21 protein-coding genes and 3 tRNA genes are annotated in these 24,018 nt (G+C 66.6%); 11 read left to right on the top strand and 13 right to left on the bottom strand.

Annotation, left to right across the window (positions count from 1 at the left end):
• Nucleotides 1-59: 59 nt before the first annotated feature.
• The 6 genes from MRS60_RS10330 to tig all read right to left on the bottom strand — a co-directional run bounded on the left by MRS60_RS10330 (nucleotide 60) and on the right by tig (nucleotide 6,639).
• Nucleotides 60-136: transfer RNA gene (locus MRS60_RS10330), tRNA-Asp, on the bottom strand.
• A gap of 23 nt (nucleotides 137-159) precedes the next feature.
• Nucleotides 160-235: transfer RNA gene (locus MRS60_RS10335), tRNA-Val, on the bottom strand.
• 204 nt (nucleotides 236-439) lie between these two features.
• Nucleotides 440-2,863 (bottom strand): endopeptidase La, encoded by a 2,424-nt coding sequence (gene lon, locus MRS60_RS10340; RefSeq protein ID WP_034181191.1) that lies wholly within the window; start codon nucleotides 2,861-2,863, stop codon nucleotides 440-442.
• A gap of 197 nt (nucleotides 2,864-3,060) precedes the next feature.
• Complete coding sequence (clpX, locus tag MRS60_RS10345; protein ID WP_006489345.1) at nucleotides 3,061-4,332, bottom strand: ATP-dependent Clp protease ATP-binding subunit ClpX; 1,272 nt, start codon at nucleotides 4,330-4,332, stop codon at nucleotides 3,061-3,063.
• A gap of 166 nt (nucleotides 4,333-4,498) precedes the next feature.
• Nucleotides 4,499-5,152, bottom strand: coding sequence for an ATP-dependent Clp endopeptidase proteolytic subunit ClpP (clpP, locus tag MRS60_RS10350; protein WP_010092137.1), 654 nt, complete (start codon nucleotides 5,150-5,152; stop codon nucleotides 4,499-4,501).
• A 140-nt stretch (nucleotides 5,153-5,292) separates the two neighbouring features.
• A complete protein-coding gene (gene tig, locus MRS60_RS10355; RefSeq protein WP_034181190.1) occupies nucleotides 5,293-6,639 on the bottom strand; it encodes a trigger factor in 1,347 nt (448 codons plus the stop codon).
• Between the two features lie 374 nt (nucleotides 6,640-7,013).
• Between tig and MRS60_RS10360 the strand changes: the two genes are divergently transcribed.
• On the top strand, nucleotides 7,014-8,159 hold the full coding sequence (locus MRS60_RS10360; protein ID WP_034181189.1) for a glycerate kinase: 1,146 nt from the start codon (nucleotides 7,014-7,016) through the stop codon (nucleotides 8,157-8,159).
• Between the two features lie 62 nt (nucleotides 8,160-8,221).
• The gene (locus MRS60_RS10365; RefSeq protein WP_175749950.1) at nucleotides 8,222-8,671 is read left to right on the top strand and encodes a MarR family winged helix-turn-helix transcriptional regulator; all 450 of its coding nucleotides are present in this window, start codon (nucleotides 8,222-8,224) and stop codon (nucleotides 8,669-8,671) included.
• A 190-nt stretch (nucleotides 8,672-8,861) separates the two neighbouring features.
• Here MRS60_RS10365 and MRS60_RS10370 read toward each other — a convergent pair whose 3' ends face one another.
• Complete coding sequence (locus MRS60_RS10370; RefSeq protein ID WP_034181187.1) at nucleotides 8,862-9,860, bottom strand: 2-dehydropantoate 2-reductase; 999 nt, start codon at nucleotides 9,858-9,860, stop codon at nucleotides 8,862-8,864.
• 99 nt (nucleotides 9,861-9,959) lie between these two features.
• Nucleotides 9,960-11,105: a helix-turn-helix transcriptional regulator gene (locus MRS60_RS10375; protein WP_243564655.1), complete on the bottom strand. Its 1,146-nt coding sequence runs from the start codon at nucleotides 11,103-11,105 to the stop codon at nucleotides 9,960-9,962.
• Between the two features lie 302 nt (nucleotides 11,106-11,407).
• Here MRS60_RS10375 and MRS60_RS10380 point away from each other — a divergent pair, with 302 nt between their 5' ends.
• The 4 genes from MRS60_RS10380 (at nucleotide 11,408) to MRS60_RS10395 (ending at nucleotide 15,157) form a co-directional block, all read left to right on the top strand.
• Nucleotides 11,408-12,454: a porin gene (locus tag MRS60_RS10380; RefSeq protein ID WP_243564656.1), complete on the top strand. Its 1,047-nt coding sequence runs from the start codon at nucleotides 11,408-11,410 to the stop codon at nucleotides 12,452-12,454.
• Nucleotides 12,455-12,474: 20 nt separating this feature from the next.
• Complete coding sequence (locus MRS60_RS10385; protein ID WP_243564657.1) at nucleotides 12,475-13,683, top strand: MFS transporter; 1,209 nt, start codon at nucleotides 12,475-12,477, stop codon at nucleotides 13,681-13,683.
• 16 nt (nucleotides 13,684-13,699) lie between these two features.
• Nucleotides 13,700-14,809, top strand: a complete 1,110-nt coding sequence (locus MRS60_RS10390; RefSeq protein ID WP_243564658.1) for a class II histone deacetylase — start codon at nucleotides 13,700-13,702, stop codon at nucleotides 14,807-14,809.
• 117 nt (nucleotides 14,810-14,926) lie between these two features.
• Entirely contained in the window at nucleotides 14,927-15,157 is a 231-nt protein-coding gene (locus MRS60_RS10395) for a hypothetical protein (RefSeq protein ID WP_034181181.1), read from the top strand.
• A gap of 87 nt (nucleotides 15,158-15,244) precedes the next feature.
• On the opposite strand, the gene MRS60_RS10400 is transcribed toward MRS60_RS10395, so the two are convergent.
• Nucleotides 15,245-15,331: transfer RNA gene (locus MRS60_RS10400), tRNA-Leu, on the bottom strand.
• A 249-nt stretch (nucleotides 15,332-15,580) separates the two neighbouring features.
• Here MRS60_RS10400 and hpnD point away from each other — a divergent pair.
• A complete protein-coding gene (hpnD, locus tag MRS60_RS10405) occupies nucleotides 15,581-16,414 on the top strand; it encodes a presqualene diphosphate synthase HpnD (RefSeq protein ID WP_034181180.1) in 834 nt (277 codons plus the stop codon).
• Between the two features lie 10 nt (nucleotides 16,415-16,424).
• Here the strand turns inward: hpnD and MRS60_RS10410 are convergent, their stop codons facing one another.
• The 3 genes from MRS60_RS10410 to MRS60_RS10420 all read right to left on the bottom strand — a co-directional run bounded on the left by MRS60_RS10410 (nucleotide 16,425) and on the right by MRS60_RS10420 (nucleotide 19,627).
• Nucleotides 16,425-17,645: a DUF1501 domain-containing protein gene (locus MRS60_RS10410; protein ID WP_243564659.1), complete on the bottom strand. Its 1,221-nt coding sequence runs from the start codon at nucleotides 17,643-17,645 to the stop codon at nucleotides 16,425-16,427.
• 67 nt (nucleotides 17,646-17,712) lie between these two features.
• Complete coding sequence (locus tag MRS60_RS10415; RefSeq protein WP_243564660.1) at nucleotides 17,713-19,215, bottom strand: DUF1800 domain-containing protein; 1,503 nt, start codon at nucleotides 19,213-19,215, stop codon at nucleotides 17,713-17,715.
• Nucleotides 19,216-19,348: 133 nt separating this feature from the next.
• On the bottom strand, nucleotides 19,349-19,627 hold the full coding sequence (locus MRS60_RS10420) for a hypothetical protein (protein WP_034181178.1): 279 nt from the start codon (nucleotides 19,625-19,627) through the stop codon (nucleotides 19,349-19,351).
• Nucleotides 19,628-19,885: 258 nt separating this feature from the next.
• On the opposite strand from MRS60_RS10420, the gene ompR reads away from it, so the two are divergent.
• The 4 genes from ompR (at nucleotide 19,886) to MRS60_RS10440 (ending at nucleotide 23,363) form a co-directional block, all read left to right on the top strand.
• Entirely contained in the window at nucleotides 19,886-20,620 is a 735-nt protein-coding gene (gene ompR / locus MRS60_RS10425; protein WP_006478565.1) for an osmolarity response regulator transcription factor OmpR, read from the top strand.
• A gap of 39 nt (nucleotides 20,621-20,659) precedes the next feature.
• Nucleotides 20,660-22,021 (top strand): ATP-binding protein, encoded by a 1,362-nt coding sequence (locus MRS60_RS10430; protein WP_034181177.1) that lies wholly within the window; start codon nucleotides 20,660-20,662, stop codon nucleotides 22,019-22,021.
• A 189-nt stretch (nucleotides 22,022-22,210) separates the two neighbouring features.
• Nucleotides 22,211-22,759 (top strand): peroxiredoxin, encoded by a 549-nt coding sequence (locus MRS60_RS10435; RefSeq protein WP_034181176.1) that lies wholly within the window; start codon nucleotides 22,211-22,213, stop codon nucleotides 22,757-22,759.
• Between the two features lie 76 nt (nucleotides 22,760-22,835).
• Nucleotides 22,836-23,363: a carboxymuconolactone decarboxylase family protein gene (locus MRS60_RS10440; protein WP_006478562.1), complete on the top strand. Its 528-nt coding sequence runs from the start codon at nucleotides 22,836-22,838 to the stop codon at nucleotides 23,361-23,363.
• Nucleotides 23,364-23,511: 148 nt separating this feature from the next.
• Here the strand turns inward: MRS60_RS10440 and ispF are convergent, their stop codons facing one another.
• Complete coding sequence (ispF, locus tag MRS60_RS10445; RefSeq protein WP_034181174.1) at nucleotides 23,512-23,997, bottom strand: 2-C-methyl-D-erythritol 2,4-cyclodiphosphate synthase; 486 nt, start codon at nucleotides 23,995-23,997, stop codon at nucleotides 23,512-23,514.
• Between the last annotated feature and the right edge of the window lie 21 nt (nucleotides 23,998-24,018).

A 24,018-nucleotide genomic window follows, 5' to 3' on the forward strand; every position in this document is an offset into this window, starting at 1 on the left:
CGGGCGCAACGGACAGCACAAACGAAAATGCCCGCACAAGGCGGGCACTTTCGTTTGTTTGGCGGAGCGGACGGGACTCGAACCCGCGACCCCCGGCGTGACAGGCCGGTATTCTAACCGACTGAACTACCGCTCCTTGGTCTGGCTGAATCAGAAAACTGGTGGGTGCTGAGGGGTTCGAACCCCCGACCTACGCCTTGTAAGGGCGCCGCTCTACCAGCTGAGCTAAGCACCCGTTCCCGATTCGTTCTGGCTGCGACCTGCGTTTCCGCATCAACAACCAGCGAGCCCGCAAGTTTAATTCATCCCCGATCATTTTGCCAAGCCCGGATGCGAATTTTTTTGCTGCGCCCGCTCGCGATTCCGCCATGCATAAAAAAACCCGCGGACACGCCGCGGGTTTCGTGAACAACCGTCAGCAAGGACGGCGTTCAGGGTCTCAGTGCTTGACGACTTCCGTCGAGCCGGCATCCTTCGCCGCCTCGCCGACCGGCGCTGCTGCCTTCGCTTCTTCTTCCGGCGGCAGCGGAGTCGGCGAACGCTCGAGCGCGAGCTCCAGCACCTTGTCGATCCAGCGGACCGGCACGATCTCGATCGCGTTCTTCACGTTGTCCGGAATGTCCGCGAGATCCTTCACGTTCTCTTCCGGGATCAGCACGAGCTTGATGCCGCCGCGATGCGCGGCCAGCAGCTTCTCCTTCAGCCCGCCGATCGGCAGCACTTCGCCACGCAACGTGATTTCGCCCGTCATCGCGACATCGGCACGCACGGGGATACCCGTCAGCACCGACACCAGCGCGGTCGTCATCGCACCGCCGGCGGACGGACCGTCCTTCGGCGTCGCGCCTTCCGGCACGTGGATGTGGATGTCCTGCTTCTCGAACGCTTCGTCCTTGATGCCCAGACGGCGCGAACGCGAGCGCACGACCGAACGCGCAGCCTCGACCGACTCCTTCATCACGTCGCCGAGCGAACCCGTGCGGATCACGTTGCCCTTGCCCGGCATCACCGCGGCTTCGATCGTCAGCAGGTCGCCGCCGACTTCCGTCCACGCGAGGCCCGTCACCTGACCGACCTGGTTTTCCTTCGCCGCGAGGCCGAAGTCGTACTTGCGCACACCGAGGAACGTATCGAGGTTCTCGCCATCGACCTTGATCGCGCCCGATGCCTTCTTCAGCAGCAGCATCTTCACGACCTTGCGGCAGATCTTCGACACTTCCCGCTCGAGCGAACGCACACCGGCTTCGCGCGTGTAGTAGCGGATGATGTCGCGGATCGCCTGTTCGGTGACGTCGATCTCGCCTTCCTTCAGCCCGTTGTTCTTCTTCTGCTTCGGCAGCAGGTAACGCTGCGCGATGCTGACCTTCTCGTCTTCCGTGTAGCCCGACAGACGGATCACTTCCATCCGGTCGAGCAGCGGCGGCGGGATGTTCAGCGAGTTCGACGTCGCGACGAACATCACGTCCGACAGGTCGAAGTCGACCTCGATGTAGTGGTCGGCGAACGTATGGTTCTGTTCGGGATCGAGCACTTCGAGCAGCGCCGACGACGGATCGCCGCGGAAATCCATGCCCATCTTGTCGACTTCGTCGAGCAGGAAGAGCGGATTGCGCACGCCGACCTTCGTCAGGCTCTGCAGGATCTTGCCCGGCATCGAACCGATATACGTACGGCGATGGCCGCGGATCTCCGCTTCGTCACGCACGCCGCCGAGCGCCATCCGGACGAACTTGCGGTTCGTCGCACGGGCGATCGACTGGCCGAGCGAGGTCTTGCCGACACCCGGAGGCCCGACGAGGCACAGGATCGGCGCCTTGACCTTGTCGACGCGCTGTTGCACCGCGAGATACTCGAGAATGCGTTCCTTGACCTTCTCGAGGCCGAAGTGATCCTCGTCGAGCACCTGCTCGGCGTTCGACAGGTCGTTGTTGACCTTGCTCTTCTTGCGCCACGGCAGGCCGATCAGCGTGTCGATATAGTTCCGCACGACGGTCGCTTCCGCCGACATCGGCGACATCAGCTTCAGCTTCTTCAGCTCGGCATCGGCCTTCTTCTTGGCTTCCTTCGGCATGCGCGCGGCGTTGATGCGCTTCTCGAGTTCCTCGAGATCGGCACCCTCTTCGCCTTCGCCCAGTTCCTTCTGGATCGCCTTGACCTGCTCGTTCAGGTAGTACTCGCGCTGGCTCTTTTCCATCTGGCGCTTCACGCGCCCGCGGATGCGCTTTTCGACCTGCAGGATGTCGATCTCGGCTTCGAGCTGCGCGAGCAGGTGCTCGAGGCGCTCGATGACCGGGAACATCTCGAGGATGTGCTGCTTCTGGTCGAGCTTCAGCGGCAGGCGCTCGGCGATCATGTCGGCGAGGCGGCCTGCTTCGTCGATGCCCGACAACGACGTGAGGATCTCCGGCGGGATCTTCTTGTTCAGCTTCACGTACTGGTCGAACTGCGACACGATCGCGCGGCGCAGCGCTTCCGTTTCGGCGCTGTCGGCATGATCGGGCTCGAGCGGCATCACGTCGCAGGAGAACTGCGTCTCCTGTTCTTCGATCGACAGTGCCTTCGCACGCTGCAGGCCTTCGACGAGCACCTTCACGGTGCCGTCCGGCAGCTTCAGCATCTGCAGGATGTTGGCGATGCAACCGACCTCGTACATGTCCTTTTCGGTCGGTTCGTCCTTGGCCGCGGTTTTCTGGGCGACGAGCATGATGTGCTTGCCGCCTTCCATCGCTGCTTCGAGGGCCTTGATCGATTTCGGCCGGCCCACGAAGAGCGGAATCACCATGTGCGGGAAAACGACGACATCCCGCAGCGGCAGCAGCGGGAGCGTGATGCGTTCCGGCGGGAGAAGTTGGGTGCCTGACATTTCATTTCCCCATGAGTGGAATCAATTGTTCGGTAATTGAGGCCGCCACAACGAATTGCAAGCCTTCAAGTGCGGGAAATATTCGGTAAGAAAGTAACCACCGCGTGTCGAGTCAGAGTTACCCACAAGATAAACGAAAAAAAGCCGCCCACGGTCTCATGAACGGCCTTTTTCGCAGAACATCGTCGGCAAGCCGGTCAGTTCGAACCCGCCACCTTCGGCGTGTCCTCGTAGATCAGCAAAGGCTTGCCGTCCCCATCGATGACGTTCTCGTCGATGATGACCTTGCTGACCCCTTTCATCGTCGGCAGCTCGTACATCACATCGAGCAACGCCTGTTCGATGATCGAACGCAAACCGCGCGCGCCGGTCTTGCGGCGGATCGCCTTGCGGGCGACTGCCTGCAGCGCGCCCGGCCGGATCTCCAGCTCGACGCGCTCCATCGCGAACAGCTTGTGATACTGCTTGACGAGCGCGTTCTTCGGCTCGACCAGGATCTTCATCAGCGCGGCTTCGTCGAGCTTGCCGAGCGTCGCGACCACCGGCAGGCGGCCGATCAATTCGGGGATCAGACCGAATTTGATCAGGTCTTCCGGTTCCGTTTCGCGCAGCACTTCGCCCGCGTCGCGCTCCTGCTTGCTCTTGACCGTCGCGCCGAAGCCGATGCCGGTTTTCTCGGTGCGATCGGTGATCACCTTCTCGAGACCGTCGAACGCGCCGCCGCAGATGAACAGGATGTTGGTCGTGTCGACCTGGATGAAATCCTGGTTCGGGTGCTTGCGGCCGCCCTGCGGCGGCACCGACGCCATCGTGCCCTCGACGAGCTTCAGCAGCGCCTGCTGGACGCCCTCGCCCGACACGTCGCGCGTGATCGACGGGTTGTCCGACTTGCGGCTGATCTTGTCGATTTCGTCGATGTAGACGATCCCGCGCTGGGCCTTGTCGACCTCGTAGTTGCAGTTCTGCAACAGCTTCTGGATGATGTTCTCGACGTCCTCGCCGACGTAGCCGGCTTCGGTCAGCGTCGTCGCATCGGCGATCACGAACGGCACGTTCAGCAACCGCGCGAGCGTCTGCGCGAGCAGCGTCTTGCCGGAGCCCGTCGGGCCGATCAGCAGGATGTTGCTCTTCGACAGCTCGACGTCGTCCTTCTTGTCGAGATGCTTCAGGCGCTTGTAGTGGTTGTACACGGCCACCGCGAGGATCTTCTTCGCGCGCTCCTGGCCGATCACGTACTGATCGAGGATGTCGCGAATTTCCTGCGGGCTCGGCAGATCCGACCGGGACAGGCTGGCCTCGACGCCCGCGGCAGCCGCCTCGTCGCGAATGATCTCGTTGCAGAGGTCGATACATTCATCGCAGATGAACACCGACGGGCCCGCGATGAGTTTTTTCACCTCATGCTGGCTTTTCCCGCAAAACGAGCAATACAACAGCTTCTCGCTGTTCGAACCTTTTTTGTCCGCCATGAATGTAGAGCCTCCGGACAGGTAAATGACATGATACGCCGAATGCTCCGAACGCCGCGCCTAGGGCGCGACCGGAGCCGGCCGGATGCGCTTGCCGCAGAGGCTCGGGGCGTGCGGAACATCGCAGGGGCGCCGCGCGAATCGGGGCGGCACCCCACTTAAAAGTTTACGGGCGCTTCAGCAGCACCTGGTCGATCAGCCCGTACGCCTTCGCGTCTTCGCTCGACATGAAGTTATCACGGTCGGTGTCGCGCGCGATGCGCTCGACGTCCTGGCCGGTGTGCTGCGCGAGCAACTGGTTCAGCCGCTCCTTCAGGTAGAGGATTTCGCGCGCCTGGATCTCGATGTCGGATGCCTGGCCGCGTGCGCCGCCGAGCGGCTGGTGGATCATCACGCGCGAGTTCGGCAGCGCGAAGCGCTTGCCCTTCGCGCCCGACGCCAGCAGGAACGCGCCCATGCTGGCCGCGAGGCCCATGCACAGTGTCGATACGTCCGGCTTGATGAACTGCATCGTGTCGTAGATCGCCATGCCGGCCGACACCGACCCGCCCGGGCTGTTGATGTACAGGCTGATGTCCTTGTCGGGATTCTCGCTCTCGAGGAACAGCAACTGCGCGACCACGAGGTTCGCGGTCTGGTCGTTCACTTCGCCGACCATGAACACCAGGCGCTCCTTCAGGAGACGCGAATAGATATCGTACGAACGCTCGCCGCGGCCGCTCGTTTCGACGACGATCGGCACCAGCCCCAGTGCTTGCGCCTCGAAACCCTGCGGCGCGTTCGAAGCAAGCATGTCCAGCAATTCAGCGCGAGTGATCATTCAATGAACCTTGTTCGAATGGAAAATTGAACGGAGGGAAGCCGCCCGCTCAATCGCCATATTAATGGCAACCGTGCGCTTGACGTAAAAACGGCGTGCAGGCCGTCGCTCCGACAGCCGGCACGCCGCTAGAGCGACACTTACGCTTGCGCCGATGCGCTCGCGAGTGCCTCGAAGCTCACTTCCTTGTCCGTCACCTTTGCCTTGCCCAGCACGAAATCGACGACGTTGCTTTCAACGACGAACGCTTCCATCTCGGCGAGGCGCTGCTGGTTGGAATAATACCAGCGGACCACTTCCTTCGGGTCTTCGTAGCTCTTTGCGAACTCGTCGACTTCCGCGCGGATCTGTTCCGGCTTCGCTTCCAGGCTGTTCGACTTCACGAGCTCGGCCAGCACGAGGCCCAGCTTCACGCGACGCTCGGCCTGCTCGGCGAACATCTCGGCCGGGATCGGTGCGTCCTTCGCGTTCGGCACGCCGCGCTGCGCCAGATCCTGGCGAGCCATTTCGACGAGACGTTGCTGGTCCTGCTCGATCAGCGCCTTCGGCACGTCGAGTTCGGAAATCTTCAGCAGCGCGTCCATCACCTGGTTCTTGACGATCGACTGCGTGCGGCGCTTCGCTTCGCGCTCGAGGTTTTCCTTGATCTCGCCGCGCATCTTGGTGAGGTCGCCGTCTTCGATGCCGAGCGACTTCGCGAATTCGCCGTCGATTTCCGGCAGGTGCGGCCACTCGATCTTCTTCATCGTGACCGTGAATTGCGCGGTCTTGCCCGCGACGTCTGCACCGTGGTAGTCGTCCGGGAACTTCAGGTCGAACGTGCGCGATTCGCCGGCCTTCAGGCCCAGCGCCGCGGTTTCGAATTCCGGCAGCATGCGGCCTTCGCCGAGCACGAACGGGAAGTCTTCGGCCGTGCCGCCCTGGAACGCGACGTCGTCGATCTTGCCGACGAAGTCGACCGTCACGCGGTCGCCGTTCTTCGCTGCGGTGTCCGCGCCGCCGTCGCCGTGCTCGCCGGCTTCGCCGCGTGCGTGGTAGTGCACGCGCTGCTTGCGCAGGATGTCCAGCGTGCGGTCGATTTCGGCGTCGCCGATCGACGTGGTCGAGCGCTCGACTTCAGCCGTCGCCAGATCGCCGATCTTCACTTCCGGGTAGACCTCGAACGTCGCGTCGAACGCGTACGCATCTTCGGCTTGCTCCTGCTTCGGCTCGAAGCTCGGCTGGCCGGCGACGCGCAGGTTTTCCGCGCGGCTGATCGTGAAGAACTCCTGGCCGATCTTGTCGCTCAGCACTTCCGCCTCGACCTGACCCGAGTACTGCTGCGCGACCATCTTCAGCGGCACCTTGCCCGGGCGGAAACCCGGCATGCGCACGTTCTTCGCGAGTTTCTGGATACGGGCGTCGATTTCCTTCTGCACGGTGTCTTTCGGCAGGGAAATCGTCACGCGGCGTTCAAGCTTGCCGAGGTTCTCAACAACGTTAGCCATGGCTTCAATCGTCCTAAAATTATTCGAGCGAATCGGGTTTTCCTTGCCGTGCCTGCCTGCGGCATTGCATATGCCGCGCCGGAGCGCCACGCCATCCCTGCACGCGCCGGATGGCTAGCGCAAGCGGCTCGGAGCACGGCTTTGGCCGGAAGAATCGACTATTCTAGCAAACAATTTTCCTCGCACCTCCAGTTCGGCGCGACGCGCATGCGTCTGCGCCATGTCAGCAGCCCCTTGCACGGCAATGCGCGCGGATCGCCGCTATGCCGTACGCCGTATCCACCGCGGGCCCGCCATCCTGTAAGCTCCGATTGAGGGTGCGCCGCCGTCGCGCCCCATTATTCTTCACACCAATCACGCCTTCCGGAGACACCATGCCGCAACACCCGTCCGCGCCTGTCGTCGTCATCGCGCCCGATTCGTTCAAAGGCTCGCTTTCCGCCGAGCAGGTCGCGGATGCGATCGCCACCGGCATCCGCCGCGCGCGCCCCGACGCGGTCGTGCGCTGCTGCCCGATGGCCGACGGCGGCGAAGGCACGCTCGACGCGATGCTGGCCGGCGGCGGCACGCGGCGCTCGCTGCGGGTGGCCGGCGCGTCGCTCGCGGCACGCGACGCGGCGGTCGGTGTGATCGACGCGCGCACCGCGATCGTCGAGACGGCCGAGATCGTCGGCATTACCGATCCGGTCGGCATGAGCGTGCCGGTCGACGCGCGCAGCACGCGCGGGATGGGCGAGGCGATCCGCACGCTGCTCGACGACGGCGTGCGCCGCTTCTTCGTCGCGCTCGGCGGCAGCAGCACCAACGACGCGGGCGCCGGGCTGCTCGCGGGCCTCGGCCTGCAATGCTTCGACGCGGCCGGCCAGCCGGTCGAGCCCGTGCCGTCGCGGCTCGCCGACATCGCGCGCATCGACGCGTCGGCGCTCGACCCGCGCCTGAAGGAAACGGAATTCGTCGGCATGTCCGACGTCGACAACCCGCTGACGGGCGCGCACGGCGCGACCGCCGTGTTCGGCCCGCAAAAAGGCGTGACGTCCGCGCAGGTTGCGACCCTCGACGCCGCGCTCGGCCATTTCGCCGATCTGCTCGAAGCCGCGCTCGACCGACGCGCCCGCGACCTGCCCGGCGCCGGCGCCGCGGGCGGCCTCGGTTTCGCGCTGCACATGCTCGGCGCGCAGTTCGAAGCCGGCGCCGAAGTGGTCGCGCGGCAGGTCGGGCTCGACGCGGCGCTCGCCGGCGCCGACTGGCTGATCACCGGCGAAGGCCGCTCCGACGTGCAGACGCTGCACGGCAAGGCGCCGTTCATCGCGTGCCGGCACGCACAGGCCGTCGGCGTGCCCGCGTCGCTGCTGTCGGGTGCGGTCGACCCGGCCGCGCTGCCGCGCCTGTCCGAACATTTTTCCGGCTGCTTCTCGCCGGCTCCCGGGCCGATCACGCTCGACGTCGCGATCCGCGACGCAGCGAACCTGCTCGCGAACGAAGCGGAGCAATTGACACGCCTAAAGTACGGCGCACACTGACCGTTGACCCGAGCGCGCGATACAGGAACAATCGGGCCCGCCCTTTTTCTTCAGGATTCGCTATGAAAGGCCGTCAAACCGGGCTCGATCAGTTTCTGACCTATCGCCTCCATGCACTCACGAAGCGATCCGACCGCGGGATCGGCGAGATGTACCGGCACAAGCTCGACATCTCGCTGCCCGAGGCACGCGTGATCGCCGCCGTCGGCGCGTTCGGTCCGTTCTCGATCATGGATCTCGCGCGCCACACCAATCTCGACAAGAGCCAGGCGAGCCGCGCGGCCGAAGCGCTGCTGCGCCAGGGGCTGCTCGAGCGCAGCGCGAGCGACGAGGATGGCCGGATCGTGCTGATCGCGCTGACCACCGACGGCCGCGCGCTGCATCGCAAGATCATGCCGATCGTGCGCAAGTGGAACGACGGGTTGCTCGCGTGCCTGTCCGACAGCGAACGCCAGACGTTCGAGCGGCTGCTCGACAAGGTCGTCGCGCACGCAACCGAGCGGGACGACTGAGCCGCGTGACGGGCTCGGCATCGGCAGACGATCGAGCGCTGCCGGCAGCATTGATCCGATGAATTCGACGGGCCGCCCGGGCCGCGTAACCAGCGACCGGGCGGCCCGTTTTGCATCATGCGGCGGCATCCGCCAAGGGTCGCGCTTCGCCGCGTTGCCCGCGACCGCGAATCCATCAGGCTCGCAGACGCTACAGCCCGCTGTTGGCCGCGCGCTGGCGCAGCAGCCCGAGCACCGCGTCGCAATACGGGGTCGGCACATCGAGCTTGCGCCCGAGCTCAGGAAACACGCCGAGGATCGGCCCGATCTCGAGCGGACGCCCCGCTTCGAAATCCTGCAGCATCGACGTCCTGAACGCGCCGAGCTTGCGCGTGACCGCGATCCGTTCGGGACCGCTCATCCCCGTCGACAAGCCGAGCTTCGCGCCGATCGCGGCAGCCTCCTCCATCATCCGCAGCGCGAGATCCTGCGTGAACGGATCGTCGAGCAACTGCTCGGCCGTCGATCCCGTCAGCGCACTCAGCGGATTCATGTTCATGTTGCCCCACAGCTTCGCCCAGATCTCGGTCCGGATCGCGGGCGTCGATTCAACGTCGAAACCACCCGCCGCGAGCGCAGCGGCGAACCGTGCGGTGGCCGAGTCGAGCCGCGGATCGGGTGCGCCGACGATCAGCCGGTTGCCGCGCCCGCGGCGCACGACGCCCGGCGCGTCGGTGCTCGACGACAGGTGCACGACGCAGCCGATCGCCTGCGCGGGCGGCAGCGCCGCCGACACCGCGCCGGCCGGATCGACCGCGTCGAGCGGCACGCCGTCGATCGGTCCTTCGAGCCCATGCGTGAACCACCACGGCAGCCCGTTCATCGCCGCGACGATCACGGTGTCCGGCCCGACCAGCGGCGCGATGCGCGCGGCCAGCGCCGGCAGCGCCTGCGCCTTCAGCGCGATCACCACGTAGTCCTGCACGCCGAGCGCGGCCGCATCGTCGCTCGCGCGCACCGGCACCGACGATGTGACGCCCGCCTCGTCGATCACGCGCACGCCGTGCGCGTTCAGCGCGTCGAGCGTCGCGCCGCGTGCGTATGCGCTCACGGTCATGCCGGCCCGCGACAGCGCGGCCGCGAGCAATCCGCCGATCGCGCCGACACCGACCACCGCCGCGCGCACCGACCCTGAATTCGTGTCGTTCATGATGGAATTCCGTCTCCCGGGAGCTGACGAGCATAACGCTCAATGGTTGCGGATACAACCATTATGGCGGAGCGTGCCACGTGCGCGCGTTCGAGCGATTCAGCGCGGCTCGCCGTCCGCTTCCACCGGTTCGTCATCGGTCGCGCCGCCCGTCGCGCCGAGCACGCCCGCGATCTGGCTCTTGTCGTGCATGCCGAGCTTGCGGTACGCACAGCGCAGGTAGTGGCGCACGGTCGTCGGCGAAATCGCCATCTGTTGCGCGACTTCCTTGTGCGAACGGCCGGCGCCGTAATAACGGATCGCGGCCAGCTCGCGCGGGCTCAACCGGTCGAGCAGCGAGCGCGGCCGCGCCTCGATCTGGAACAGCCCCGCGACGGGCACGCACTGGATGCGCAGCGCATCGCCTACGAACGGCTGGCCCGACTGGCGCCGCAGGTGCGCGACGAGCGGCTGCGGCACGCGCGTGCCGGCCCACGCCGGCCATTCGGCGCGCAGCACGTCGTCAAAGCCGTGATCGGCGTGGTGGAGCACGCCGAAGTTGTCGCACAGCGCGCGTGCGGCCGGTGCGACCGTATCGCCGCGCTCGCGCGTGAGCTGCGCGGCGCGATTGATCGTGAGCGCGGCCGCGAGATGCGGAATCACTTCCTCGAAACGGCGCGCATCATCGTCGCTGAACGGGCGATTCAGGCCCTGGCGGTAGATCGACATGAACGTCGTCAGGCCGAAGCGGCGATCGAGCGTGCACACGCACATCAGTTGCGCGAGCCCGTACTTCACGCACCAGTCGCGAAACCGCGCATCGAGCCCCGGCTCGACGACCGACAGCCGCACCGCACGTCCGTGCGCGCCGCGCAGCGTGCGGTGCGCGAGCGGGTCGCAGTCGCGCACACGCTTCCAGTCGCCGAAGAACGCGTGCGGCAGGCGATACAGAAAGCTGTTGTGCATCACGGGGCCGGTGGACGCATGCGTCGCGACGCCCGTCCATGCGGCGTCGAACGGGACGAGCGCCTGCAGCAGCGTAAAGAAGCGGTATTCGAATTCGCCGATGCCGGACTGCGCGGCGACCGCGTACAGATCGAGCAGCATCAGCCCGAGTTCGCGCTGCGATGCGTCGCCGCGTGCGACACCATCGAAATCGGCACGACGCGAAGGCAGCGGCGGCCACGCGAATTCGTCGAGCACGATGGCGGCCGGCACGTCGCGCAGCGCTTCGAGATCCTGCCCGGTATCCGTCGTGATCCTCACCTTCCGCCCCCCTGCCCGACCGGGCCGCTGATGCGCGCAACGCAGTCCGCCGATTATAGCGAGCGGCTTTTTTGGCGGGCCACGGTGCCGGAACCGGCGGCAACCCCATCCATTTGAACGGTGCGCGGCACGTTGCTGCTCCGCAGCACGCCGTGCCGAGGCATCGCGCCGCGTGCATGCTGCGCACTTCGGGTTTTCCGCACCGTTCATCTGTACGACTGTTCGAAGGTTTTCCCGCTGCGGACACTGCGTCGCGACAACACCAACGACAAACCGATGCAGCACGGTATGGAGAACCCCTCGTGACGAAACCCAGCTTCATCCGCACGGCCGCGGCCGCCGCGACGCTCGCCGCGTGCAGCGCCGCCGCGCACGCGCAGTCGACCCTCACGCTGTACGGCGCGCTCGACGCCGGCGTGCAATACCTGACGCACGCCGACGGGCGCCACTCGGCCGTGCAGTTGCAGAACTACGGCATCCTGCCTTCGCAGATCGGGCTGAAGGGCAACGAGGATCTCGGCGGCGGCTGGCGTGCGCTGTTCAAGCTCGAGCAAGGTCTCAACCTCAACGACGGCACCGCGACCGTGCCCGGCTACGCGTTCTTTCGCGGCGCATACATGGGTATCGCGGGGCCCGTCGGCACCGTCACGTTCGGCCGGCAGTTCAGCGTGCTGTTCGACAAGACGCTGTTCTACGATCCGCTCTGGTACGCGTCGTACAGCGGCCAGGGCGTGATCGTGCCGATGAACGCGAACTTCATCGACCACTCGATCAAGTACCAGTCGCCGACGTTTGCCGGCTTCGACGTCGAGGCGCTCGCCGCGACGGCCGGCGTCGCCGGCAATACGCGTGCCGGACGCGTGCTCGAACTCGGCGGCCAGTACACGAGCAACGGCCTGTCGGTCAGCGCGGTGCTGCATCAGGCGCACGGCGATGTGTCGGCGGCCGCCGACGCGTCGGCGCGCCGCCGCGAACTCGGCACGCTCGCCGCGCGCTATGCGTTCGCGTCCCTGCCGCTCACCGTCTACGCCGGCGTCGAACGCCTGACGGGCGACCTCGACGCGGCACGCACGATCGTCTGGGGCGGCGCGCGTTACCTGAGCTCGAACGGAATCGGCCTGAACGCGGGCGTCTACCACACCGACTCGCGCACGCCGGCGATCGGCCATCCGACGCTGTTCATTGCGAGCACCACGTACGCGCTGTCGAAAGGCACCGTCGCGTACGCGAACCTCGGTTATGCGCGCAACAGCGGCCAGAGTTCGCAGACCGTCTACGAATACGACCCGACGACGCTCGCCGGCACGTCGCAGTTCGGCGCGATGGTCGGCATGTACCACCTGTTCTGATTCCCCAACGAGATCCCGCCATGAAAATCCTGTCTCCGGATGCCGCACTCTCGCCCGACGGCCGCGCGCCGACGTTCGCGCGCTCGACGCTCGCCGCGCTCGTCGTGTTCGCGGCCATCACGCCATTGCTGCTGCTCGTCGCACCGGCCGTCGCGAGCCAGCTCGCGATGCAGCTCGGGCTGTCCGCATCGCAGATCGGCACCTACTTCTTCGTCGAACTCGGTGCGTTCAGCCTCGCGACCGTGCCGTCGTACCTGTGGCTCGGCCGCGTCGACGCGCGCCGCGTCGCCGCGTTCGCGATCGCGCTGTTCGGCGCGGGCAACCTGCTGACCGCGCTGTGGATGCCGGGCTTCGCCGCGCTGCTCGCGCTGCGCGCCGTCACCGCGCTCGGCGGCGGCTCGCTGATGGTGCTCTGCATGACGAGCGCGGCAACGAGCAGCAACAGCGACCGCGTGTACGGGCTGTGGGTCGTCGGCCAGTTGGTCGCGGGCGCGATCGGCCTGTTCGTGCTGCCGCATGTGTTCGCCGCGTTCGGGCTGCGCGCGCTGTACATCGCGCTCGCCGCGCTGGCGCTGCTCGCGGCACCGCTGTCGCGCGGCTTTCCGTCGTCGCTCGGCGCGCGGATGGCGTCTGCGCAAACCGCGCATGACGCTGCGACGCATGCGCCGCGAAGCTTCGTCGTGCTCGCAATCGGCGCGGTGCTGACGTTCTATCTCGCGATCGGCAGCGTGTGGACCTTCGCGAGCCGCGCGGCGGCGGATGCCGGGCTCGATCCGCAGTCGACCGGCAACGTGCTCGCGATCGCGAGCGTGATGGGAATCGCCGGCGCGGCACTCGCGTCGTGCGCCGGCGGCCGGCTCGCGCGGCGCGCGATGCTGGCCGCCGGTTACGCGCTGCTCGCGGCCTCGCTCGTCGCACTCGCCGCGATGCGGCACGCGGGCGGCTACAGCGCGGCGATCTTCGCGTTCAAGTTCGCGTGGACCTTCGTGCTGCCGTTCATCCTCGCGACCGTCGCGCAGATCGACACGTCAGGCCGCCTCGTCGCGACGCTCAATTTCGTGATCGGCGCCGGCCTCGCGGCCGGCCCGCTGCTCGCCGGGCTGATGCTCGACGCCGGCGGCACGATGCGCGCGCTGTTCGCGGCCGCGACGGCCGTCGCGATCATCTCGTTCGCCGCGCTGCGCCATATCGATCGCCGCGCGCGCCCCGCCGTTTCCTCCCAACCGTGACAGGTCACGCACATCCATGAATCGCACTGCCTTCTTCACCGACGAACGCACTTTCTGGCACACCGGCGGCACGCACGCGCTGTTCTTCCCGGTCGGCGGCTGGGTCCAGCCGCCGTCGAGCGCGGGCTACGCGGAATCGCCCGATTCGAAGCGCCGCTTCCTGTCGCTCGTGCAGGCTTCGGGCCTTGCCGCGCAACTCGACCTGCGCGGCGCCGCCCCAGCCACGACCGCCGACCTGCTGCGCATTCATCCGGCGCACTATCTCGACGCGTTCCGCGCACTCAGCGACGCGAACGGCGGCGACCTCGGCGACCTCGCGCCGTTCGGCAAGGGCAGCTACGAGATCGCCGCGCTGTCGGCCGGCCTCGCGATCGCGGCGGTCGACACGGTCGTCGGCGAGCGCGCGGCCAATGCGTTCTCGCTGTCGCGGCCGCCCGGCCATCACTGCCTGCGCGACCGCCCGATGGGCTTCTGCATGCTCGCGAACATCCCGATCGCGATCGAGGCCGCCCGCGCGAAACACGGCATCGAGCGCGTCGCGGTGATCGACTGGGACGTGCATCACGGCAACGGCACGCAGTCGATCTACTACGACGATCCGGACACGCTGACGATCTCGCTGCACCAGGATCGCTGCTTCCCGCCCGGCTACAGCGGCGCGGACGATCGCGGCGAAGGCGCGGGTATCGGTGCGAACCTGAACGTGCCGCTGCTCGCGGGCAGCGGCGACGATGCGTATCGCTACGCATTCGAGCGGATCGTGCTGCCGGCGCTGGAACGCTTCCGGCCCGAGCTGATCGTCGTTGCGAGCGGCCTCGACGCGAGCGCGGTCGACCCGCTCGCGCGCATGCAGCTGCATACCGACAGCTATCGGTTCATGACGCACGCGGTGAAGGATGCCGCGCGGCACCATTGCGGCGGGCGGCTCGTGATCGTTCACGAAGGCGGCTATTCGGAGGCCTACGTGCCGTTCTGCGGGCTCGCGATCGTCGAGGCGCTGGCCGGCATTCGCACCGACGTCGCCGATCCGATGCTCGACCTCGCGATCGCGCAGCAGCCGGGCGCGCGGTTCGTCGCGTTCCAGCGCGAGCTGCTCGACGAACTGGCTGCGTCGTTCGGGTTGTAACTTGTAACGCTCGGGAATGAACATGACGGGGCCGGCATGCGCCGGCCCTTGCGCGATCCGTGCGGATGGGGTTTCCTGTGCTTTTACCCCTGTTTCGGCCGAGGCCGCACTCTTCCGATGAAATCGTCCCCGCGCGATAACGACGACAATGCCAAAACGCGCCGCCAGCCTTCGAAGCTGGTGCTGAACATCGCCGCCGTGGCGGTCGGCCTCATCACGTTCGCGATCGGCGCGGCGTGGTTGATCTATAGCTGGATCGTCGATCGTGAAGCGCAGTATTTCGCGATCCCGCTGGTGTTCTCGGTGCCGGTGATCGTGGCGGTCGCGATCCGGAGCTTCTGGGAGTAGATGCGCTTGAAACAAAAAAGCGCTGCGGTCAGCCGACCGGCAGCGCTTTTTCGGGAACGGCACCCTGACGGGTGCTGGTCCGACTTCTGGTGCGTGAGGCCGGACTCGAACCGGCACACCCTTGCGGGCGTCAGGACCTAAACCTGGTGCGTCTACCAATTTCGCCACTCACGCGCATTTTCCGTCGCCTGACCGCGCGGCACGCAAGATGCGTTCTCCGCGCGCCCGGTACCGCTCGGGACACTTCACGCCGGCCTGAAAACCGGCACGTCCGATCAGGCGAGCGCGAGATTCTACCCGATCCGTGCGGCCTTGTCTCGCCCTGCCGGCACCCGTCGTGCAGCGGTGCTAGAATGCCGCGCTCGACGTTTCGGCACCGCGCCGCCGCGCGTCCCCCGAACCCGCCCCCACCCGATTCCGCCCGTGAACTTCGACGACTACTGTCAGCAAAAGGCCGCCCCCGCGGGCTCCAGCGTCTACTACGCGTTGCGTCAGGCGCCGCTCGCCACGCAGCCGCGCCTGACGGCGCTGTTCGCGCTGCGCCGCGAGCTCGAGGAAACCGTCAAGGAAACCAGCGACCCGACCATCGGCCACACGAAGCTCGCGTGGTGGCACAAGGAACTCGCGGCACTGGCCGACGCTCAGCCGTCGCACCCCGTCACGAAGGCGCTCGCGCAGCATCATCCGGCGATCGCCGCCGAGGCCGACGCGTTGCGTACGCTCGTCAACGGTTACGGGATGGACCTCGAACAGGCGCGCTACCTCGATTTCGCGAACCTGCAGCGCTACATCGCGCAGGTCGGCGGCACCTTCGCGTCGCTGGTCGCGCGCGCCAGCGCCGCGAACCCGGCCGACCCGCAGCCGTGGGCCGCGGACACCGGCCGCGCGCTGATGCTCGCGCAATTCGTGCAGGAACTCGGCAACGACGCGCGCCACGGCCGCATCTACCTGCCGATCGACGAACTGCAGCGCTACAACGTGACCGCAGCCGATCTGCTGAACCGCCGCTACAGCCCGGCCTTCACCGAGTTGCTGCAATTCCAGACGGCGCGCGCGCGCGAAGCGCTCGCGGCCACCGATGCCGCGATCCCCGCGCCCGAACGCCGCGCGCAGCGCACGCTGCGCGCGCAGATCGCGCTGGCCGGCGCGCTGCTCGACGAAATCGAGCGCGACGGCTACCAGGTGCTGCACCAGCGCATCGCGCTGACGCCGATCCGCAAGCTGTGGATCGCGTGGCGCGCCGCACGCCGGCGCTGAACCTGACGCATCACGCCTTCAACAACGGCAGCGTGTCGAAGCGCTGCTGCAGCACGCGCGTCGCGTCGAGCCCCCACCACGGCCCGAGCACGGTCGCGTAGAGCTGGCGGAAATCGACCGCGACCGGCAGGTTGCCGTTGCCGTCGAGCCGCCCGAGCGCCGGCGGCGCGCCGTACAGGCCCCCGGCCACGCGGCCGCCCATCACGAAATGCGGCGCGGCCGTGCCGTGATCGGTGCCGTTGCTCTGGTTCTCGCGCACGCGCCGCCCGAATTCCGCATACGTCATCACGAGCGTCTGGTTCCAGCGCCCGAGTTCGATCAGCGCGCCGCGCATCGCGCTCATTCCTTCCGCAAACTGCTTGAGCAGCGCGGCCTGCTGCCCCGGCTGGTTCTGGTGCGTATCGAAGCCGTTGAGCGTCAGGCGCAGCACCGCGACGCCATCCTGCGCACCGGGCCCGGACGCTTCGCATGCGGCCAGCACCTGCATCGCGGTCTTGACCGACGTGCCGAACGTGCCGGCCGGAAACGCCGTCCTGAATTCACGCATCCCGCCGCGCGGGCGCAGCCGGTCGGCTGCCTTCACGATGTCGTTCTCGACGTCGATGATGTGCGCCAGCGCCGGGTTCTGCTCGCGCAGCGACGACGGTTCGGCGAGCCGGGCCGCACGGATGAACTGCGCGGGATTGACGAGCGCGATCGCGCGCGCGCCGTTCGCGAGCGGCCCCATCTCCGCGCTGCCGAGCACGACGCCGTCCGCCGCGAAACCGGGCGGCACCGGCGCCTGCGCGAACGTGCGCGTGAGCCAGCCTTCGTGCAGGTACTGGTCCGAACGCGACGCGGTATCCCAGATCTCGATCGAGCGGAAATGCGACAGATTCGGCTGCGGATAACCGACGCCCTGCACGACCGCGACCTGCCGGTCACGCCACAGCGGCATCAGCGGCGCGAGCGACGGGTGCAGCCCGGTGTGCGCGTCGAGTTGCAGCACCTGCTCGCGCTTGATGCCGATGCCGCGCCGGAACTGGTAGTACAGCGGGTCCGCATACGGCACCACCGTGTTGAGGCCGTCGTTGCCGCCCTTCAGCTCGACGAGGATCAGCACGTTCGCATAGCCGGCCGCCGCTTGCCGGCCAGTTATCGCCCCCGAGGCCGCCAGCGCGGGCGACTGCCACATCGACACGCCCGCCGCGGCAGCGGCGCCCGTCAGCGTCAGAAAATCACGTCGGTTCATCGCGCATCCTTTGGTTCGCCGCTCGGCACCTTGGCCGCTCCGGCGCTCCGATTCGTCGTCGTTTGCATCATTTCAGTTGATAGGCCGGATCCATCAGCAGCGCTTCGAGATACGCGCTGCCGGTCGAATCCGTGTCGATCGCCGCGACCGGCGACACCGGCAGCACCGCGTGCTGGAGCTGAAGCTCGGTCGACAATCCCGCGATCGCCTGCGGCCGCGCGCGATATTGCGCCAGCCAGCGTTCGAGGTCGAAGCGCAGGCCGCCGCGCGCGGGCTTGGCCGGTGCGCCGCGCATCCCGGCAGCGGACGCCGTATCGGCCACCGGCATCGCTTGCGCACGCGCATTCGGCGGCGGCGCCATCGGATGCGCCAGCGGCCGCATGCCGGCCGTCTCCGTCGCGCGGAACAGTTGCTCGACGAACTGCTTGCGCGCCAGCAGCGTGGTGCTGTTGATCCACAGCGCGCCGCCCGGCCAGCCCTTCACGTTCGGCGGATAGAACAGGTTCTGCCCGAGTGTGCGCACGGTGTTCGCGAGCATCTGCGGATCGCCGTACGCGACGTCGAACAGCCGCACCGACCCGACGACGAACTCGGCCGGCGACTTGACGAGCACGCCGCGGTTGCGCGGATCCCAGAACGCGTCGGTCGACCACAGCGCGGCGAGCGCCGTGCGAATGTCGTAGCCGCTCGCGCGAAACCGTTCGGCCACGCTATCGAGCGCGCCCGCGTCGGGCGTATCGGACACGAACTCGCGCCACAGCTTGCCGACGATGAAGCGCGCGGTGCCGGGCCGCTTCAGCAGGATGTCGACAAAGCCGTCGCCGTCGAACGGCCCCGTCTCGCCGAGAATCGTCTTGTCGCCCGCGTCGTGCCATTCGGGCCGCACCTCGAAGCGCAGCGTATCGGGATCGATCGTCCAGCCCGTCATCGCACGCGCGGCTTCGGTCACGTCGTACTGCGTGTAATGCCCTTCGCCGAGCGTGAACAGCTCCATCACCTCGCGCGCGAAATTCTCGTTCGGGCGCCCCTTGCGATTGCTCGCGCCGTCGAGATACTGCAGCATCGCCGGGTCCTTCGCGACCGCGTGCAGCAGCGTGCCGAAGTTGCCGAGCGCCTCGCGGCGAAAGAGCGCGTTCTGCGCGGCCATCGTTTGCGGATAAGGCACCTTGTCCTGCCCCGACGTGAAGTGCCCGTGCCAGAACAGCGTCATGCGCTCGGTCAGCGGCGACGGCGTCACGACCATCTCGTTGACCCACGCCGCGCGCAACGCCTCGTAGCGGCGATCGCGCTCGCGCTGCTCGTCGCGCCGCATGTCGGGGGTCAGCGCCTGGCGCTGCGCGCGCGTCGGCGGCAGCTCGGCGATCCAGTCGGGCCACGCCGTGACGGGTTCGCGGCGAACGTTGCCGAGCGTGTCGGCCACGACCTGCGCGCGCGTCATGCCGACGATGCGCGCAACCTCGGCCGGCGCGGGAGAGAAACCGGTGCGGCTCAGGAAAAACAGCGCATCGTCGGCGTCGAGCGCCGACTGCATGGCGGGCGACGGCACCGGTGCGGCAGCGTTCGCTTTCATCGTCATGGACTCCCGGAACGCACCGGCGGTGCGGATGCCGGTACAACGGCAATCGGCAGGCGAAAGTTGACGGAAAAAGTGCTACGAATTTTTTCGGCGCGGTGTGTTCCGCGCAGGTCGAGGACGGCACGCGTCAGCGCTTGTACAACTCGCGAACGGCATCTTCGATGTGCTGGCGCAAAAGGTGGCGCTCCTCGGGCGTCATGTGCCCGTCGCGGCGGCGCTGTTCGAGATCGGGAGGCACGGCGGAACGGACCGTCGTATCGGCGGCATGATCGGGCTGCTGCGTTTTGCCGCGCGGCAGCTTGCGCGACGGCGCACCCTGCTCGGGGCGCTGCGCATACGCGAAGTTCGACGCATATGGACCGGCAAGCGCGATCGTCAGCATCAGTGCAATCCGGGCAGATCGCATGACCGTCCTCGCTTCTTTGGTCGATTTGTTCCCTTCGTCACGCGGCAACCGGCTACCTCTGGTACTTGAAAAACCCTGCGGAATTCGGGTGTGCAAAGATGAAAGATGGAATGCAGGGGAGTATCTACCGAACTTCGGCTTCGAGTAAAGGAATCTCTATAGCCTGCCTTTACTCGGCGCGACACTACGGGTAAATTTTGTAACCGACTGTAACGCGCGAAAATTCGCGGCCGTGCGCCAATTCCCATTCGCGATAAGATGCCGATCATGGAAACGAAAAACCCCTCCAAGATTCTCGTCGTCGACGACGACCCACGCCTGCGCGATCTGCTGCGCCGCTATCTCGGCGAGCAGGGTTTCAACGTATATGTCGCGGAAAACGCGACCGCGATGAACAAGCTCTGGGTCCGCGAGCGCTTCGACCTGCTCGTGCTCGACCTGATGCTGCCGGGCGAAGACGGCCTGTCGATCTGCCGCCGCCTGCGCGGCAGCAACGACCGCACGCCGATCATCATGCTCACCGCGAAGGGCGAGGACGTCGATCGCATCGTCGGCCTCGAGATGGGCGCCGACGATTACCTGCCGAAGCCGTTCAACCCGCGCGAACTCGTCGCGCGCATTCACGCGGTGCTGCGCCGCCAGGCGCCGGCCGAACTGCCGGGCGCACCGTCCGAAACGACCGAGGTGTTCGAGTTCGGCGAGTTCTCGCTGAACCTCGCGACGCGCACGCTGACGAAGTCCGGCCAGGAAATTCCGCTGACGACCGGCGAGTTCTCGGTGCTGAAGGTGTTCGCGCGTCATCCGCGCCAGCCGCTGTCGCGCGAGAAGCTGATGGAGCTCGCGCGCGGCCGCGAATACGAAGTGTTCGACCGCAGCCTCGACGTGCAGATCTCGCGCCTGCGCAAGCTGATCGAGCCGGATCCGGGCAGCCCGCGTTTCATCCAGACCGTCTGGGGCCTCGGCTACGTGTTCATTCCGGACGGCGCCGCCTGATTTTTTCTTTTCCGGTTTCGCCCGCCCACGGCCCGTCCCATGCGTATTGACCGGCGCCTCCTGCAGCTCGCATTCGGCGGGCTGTTCTGGCGCACCTTCCTGCTGATCGCGCTGCTGATCTCGGTCAGTCTCGCCGCGTGGTTCCAGAGCTTTCGCGTGATCGAGCGCGAGCCGCGTGCGCAGCGCGTCGCGCTGCAGCTCGTCGCGGTCGTGAAGCTCACGCGCACCGCCCTGCTCTATTCCGATCCCGATCTGCGGCGCGCGCTGCTGCAGGATCTCGAGAGCAACGAGGGCGTGCGCGTTTACCCGCGCGAGAAAACCGACAAGTTCAAGTTGCAGCCCGACGAATCGCTGAATCGCCTGATCGAGCACGACATCCGCAGCCGCCTCGGCGACGATACCGTGATCGCGCAGTCGGTCAACGACATTCCCGGCGTGTGGATCAGCTTCAAGATCGACGACGACGATTACTGGGTCGCGCTCGATCGCGACCAGCTCGACAACGTCACGGGCCTGCAGTGGGCCGGCTGGGGGCTGTTCGCGCTCGCGCTGTCGCTGTTCGGCTCCGCGTTCATCACGAGCCTCGTGAACCGGCCGTTCTCGCGGCTCGCGCTCGCCGCGCGCCAGGTCGGCTCGGGCCAGGCGCCCGAGCCGCTGCCCGAGCGCGGGATGGGCGTCGCGGCCGACACCAATCGCAGCTTCAACCAGATGGTGCGCGACCTCGAACAGCTCGAGGCCGACCGCGCGCTGATGCTCGCGGGCATCTCGCACGACCTGCGCACGCCGCTCGCGCGGCTGCGCCTCGAAACCGAGATGAGCCCGTCCGACCAGGCCACCAAGGACGCGATGGTCGACGACATCGAGCAGATGGACCGCATCATCGCCGCCTTCATCGACTACGCGCGCCCGTCGCAGCGCAAGCCCGAGCCCGTCGACCTGTCGTCGATCGCGCAGGAGGTTGCCGCGCGCATAGCGAGCGAGGACGGCGTCGAGATCCGCACGCGGCTCGCGCCGAGCGCGGTCATCGAAGCCGACGAGACCGACATGCGCCGCGTGATCGGCAATCTCGTCGAGAACGCGCGCAAGTACGGCCAGAGCAAGCAGGACGGCATCTCGCGCATCACGCTCGAGACGCGCATATCGCACGCGCGCGTCGAGCTGTCGGTGAGCGACGAAGGCCCCGGCATCCCCGAAGATCAGCTGCCGCTCGTGATGCGGCCGTTCTATCGCGTCGACACCGCGCGCACCAAGGCGGACGGCACGGGCCTCGGGATGGCGATCGTGCTGCGGCTCGTCGGCCGCTATCGCGGCGCGCTGCGACTGCGCAACCGCAACCCCGAAGCGGGCCTCGAAGTCACGCTCGAATTCCCCGGCGCCGGCAAGGCGCGTGCGACCGCGTGACGCGCTCGCGCACGCTTCTTGCGCCCCACACTATCGATCCGGTTGAAAAAAACTATGAAGATCGTTAGTCAAAATCTATTGAAGTATTTTATTAATAGTGTTATAGTCTGCCGCATGCTGTCACATCATCGTTGCAGCACCGAGGTAGCTTGACTCAGCCTTCTTCCCAACTCATACAGGAGTATCCGCATGAAAACCGTGGGCGATAAACTCGAAGCTTTCACCGTCGTAGCCGCGAAGCCGGGCTTCAACAATCACGAGGAAAACGGCCAGTCGGCGTTCGAGACCGTCACCGAAGCGTCGTTCCCGGGCAAGTGGAAGATCATCTACTTCTATCCGAAGGATTTCACGTTCGTGTGCCCGACGGAAATCGTCGAGTTCGCGAAGCTGACGAAGCAGTTCGAAGAGCGCGACGCCATCCTGCTCGGCGGCAGCTCGGACAACGAATTCGTCAAGCTCGCATGGCGCCGTGAGCACAAGGACCTCGACAAGCTGAACCACTACTCGTTCGGCGACGTCAAGGGCGAGCTGATCGACCAGCTCGGCGTGCGCGACAAGGAAGCCGGCGTGGCCCTGCGTGCAACGTTCATCGTCGATCCGGACAACACGATCCAGCACGTTTCGGTGAACAACCTGAACGTCGGCCGCAGCCCGGAAGAAGTCCTGCGCATTCTGGACGGCCTGCAAACGGACGAACTGTGCCCGTGCAACCGTGCAGTCGGCGGCGCAACGCTGTAAGCGCATCGATGCACGAAGCCCGCGGCGCACGTCCTGCCTGCGGGCTTTTTTAACGGCCAACCCATAGGAGATATCAATGGAATTCATCGATTCGATTAAGGCGCGTATTCCCGACTACGCGAAGGACATTCGCCTGAACCTCGACGGCACGATCTCGCGCTCGTCGCTCGAAGGCACCGATGCGGTCGGCGTCGCGCTGGCGGCGGCGATCGCGGCGAAGAGCACGGTGCTCGTGAAGACGATCCGCGAAGCCGGCGTGCTGTCGCCCGAAGAGACGAACGCCGTGCTGACGGCAGCCGCGCTGATGGGGATGAACAACACCTGGTATCCGTATGTCGAGATGGCCGACGACGCCGATCTGAAGACGCAGCGCGCCGAGCTGCGGATGGGTGCGTACGCGACGCACGGCGGCGTCGACAAGCGCAAGTTCGAGATGTACGCGCTCGCCGCGTCGATCGTCGGCAAGTGCCACTTCTGCGTGAAGTCGCACTATGCGCTGCTGAAGAACGAACAAGGGATGACCGTCACGCAGCTGCGCGACGTCGGCCGCATCGCGTCGGTGATCAACGCCGCCGCGCAGGTGATCGCCGCCGAAGGCGAGTAAACGGCTGCATGAGCGGTTTCGCCGCGCGACCGGCAGCCGTGCCGGAGCGGCGGCCGCCACAACGAAAATGCCACGCACCAGCGTGGCATTTTTCATTTCCGCAGCACCACCGCGCGCGGAACGAGCCGCGCGCCGCCACAACCGGCCATCAGCCGCCCTGCCTGACCAGCAGCGCGGCAGCCTGCGCCTCGATGCCCTCGCCGCGGCCGAGATAGCCGAGCTTCTCGTTGGTCTTCGCCTTCACGTTCACGCGGTCGAGCGGCAGCCCGAGATCGGCCGCGATGTTCGCGCGCATCCCGTCGATATGCGGCGCGAGCTTCGGCGCCTGCGCGATCACGGTGCTGTCGACGTTCTGGATCGTGAAACCGGCCGCCTGCACGCGGGCGACGCACTCGCGCAGCAGCACGCGGCTGTCCGCGCCCTTGAACGCCGCGTCGGTGTCGGAGAAATGGCGGCCGATGTCGCCGAGCGCCGCCGCGCCGAACAGCGCGTCGGTGATCGCGTGCAGCAGCACGTCCGCGTCCGAGTGGCCGAGCAGGCCGCGTTCGTACGGAATCGTCACGCCGCCGATGATGAGGGGGCGCCCCGGGACGAGCTGGTGCACGTCGTAGCCTTGTCCGATTCTGAAATCCATGCGTGTTCCGATTGAGTAAGT

Source organism: Burkholderia pyrrocinia (assembly GCF_022809715.1).
Classification (GTDB): domain Bacteria; phylum Pseudomonadota; class Gammaproteobacteria; order Burkholderiales; family Burkholderiaceae; genus Burkholderia; species Burkholderia pyrrocinia_C.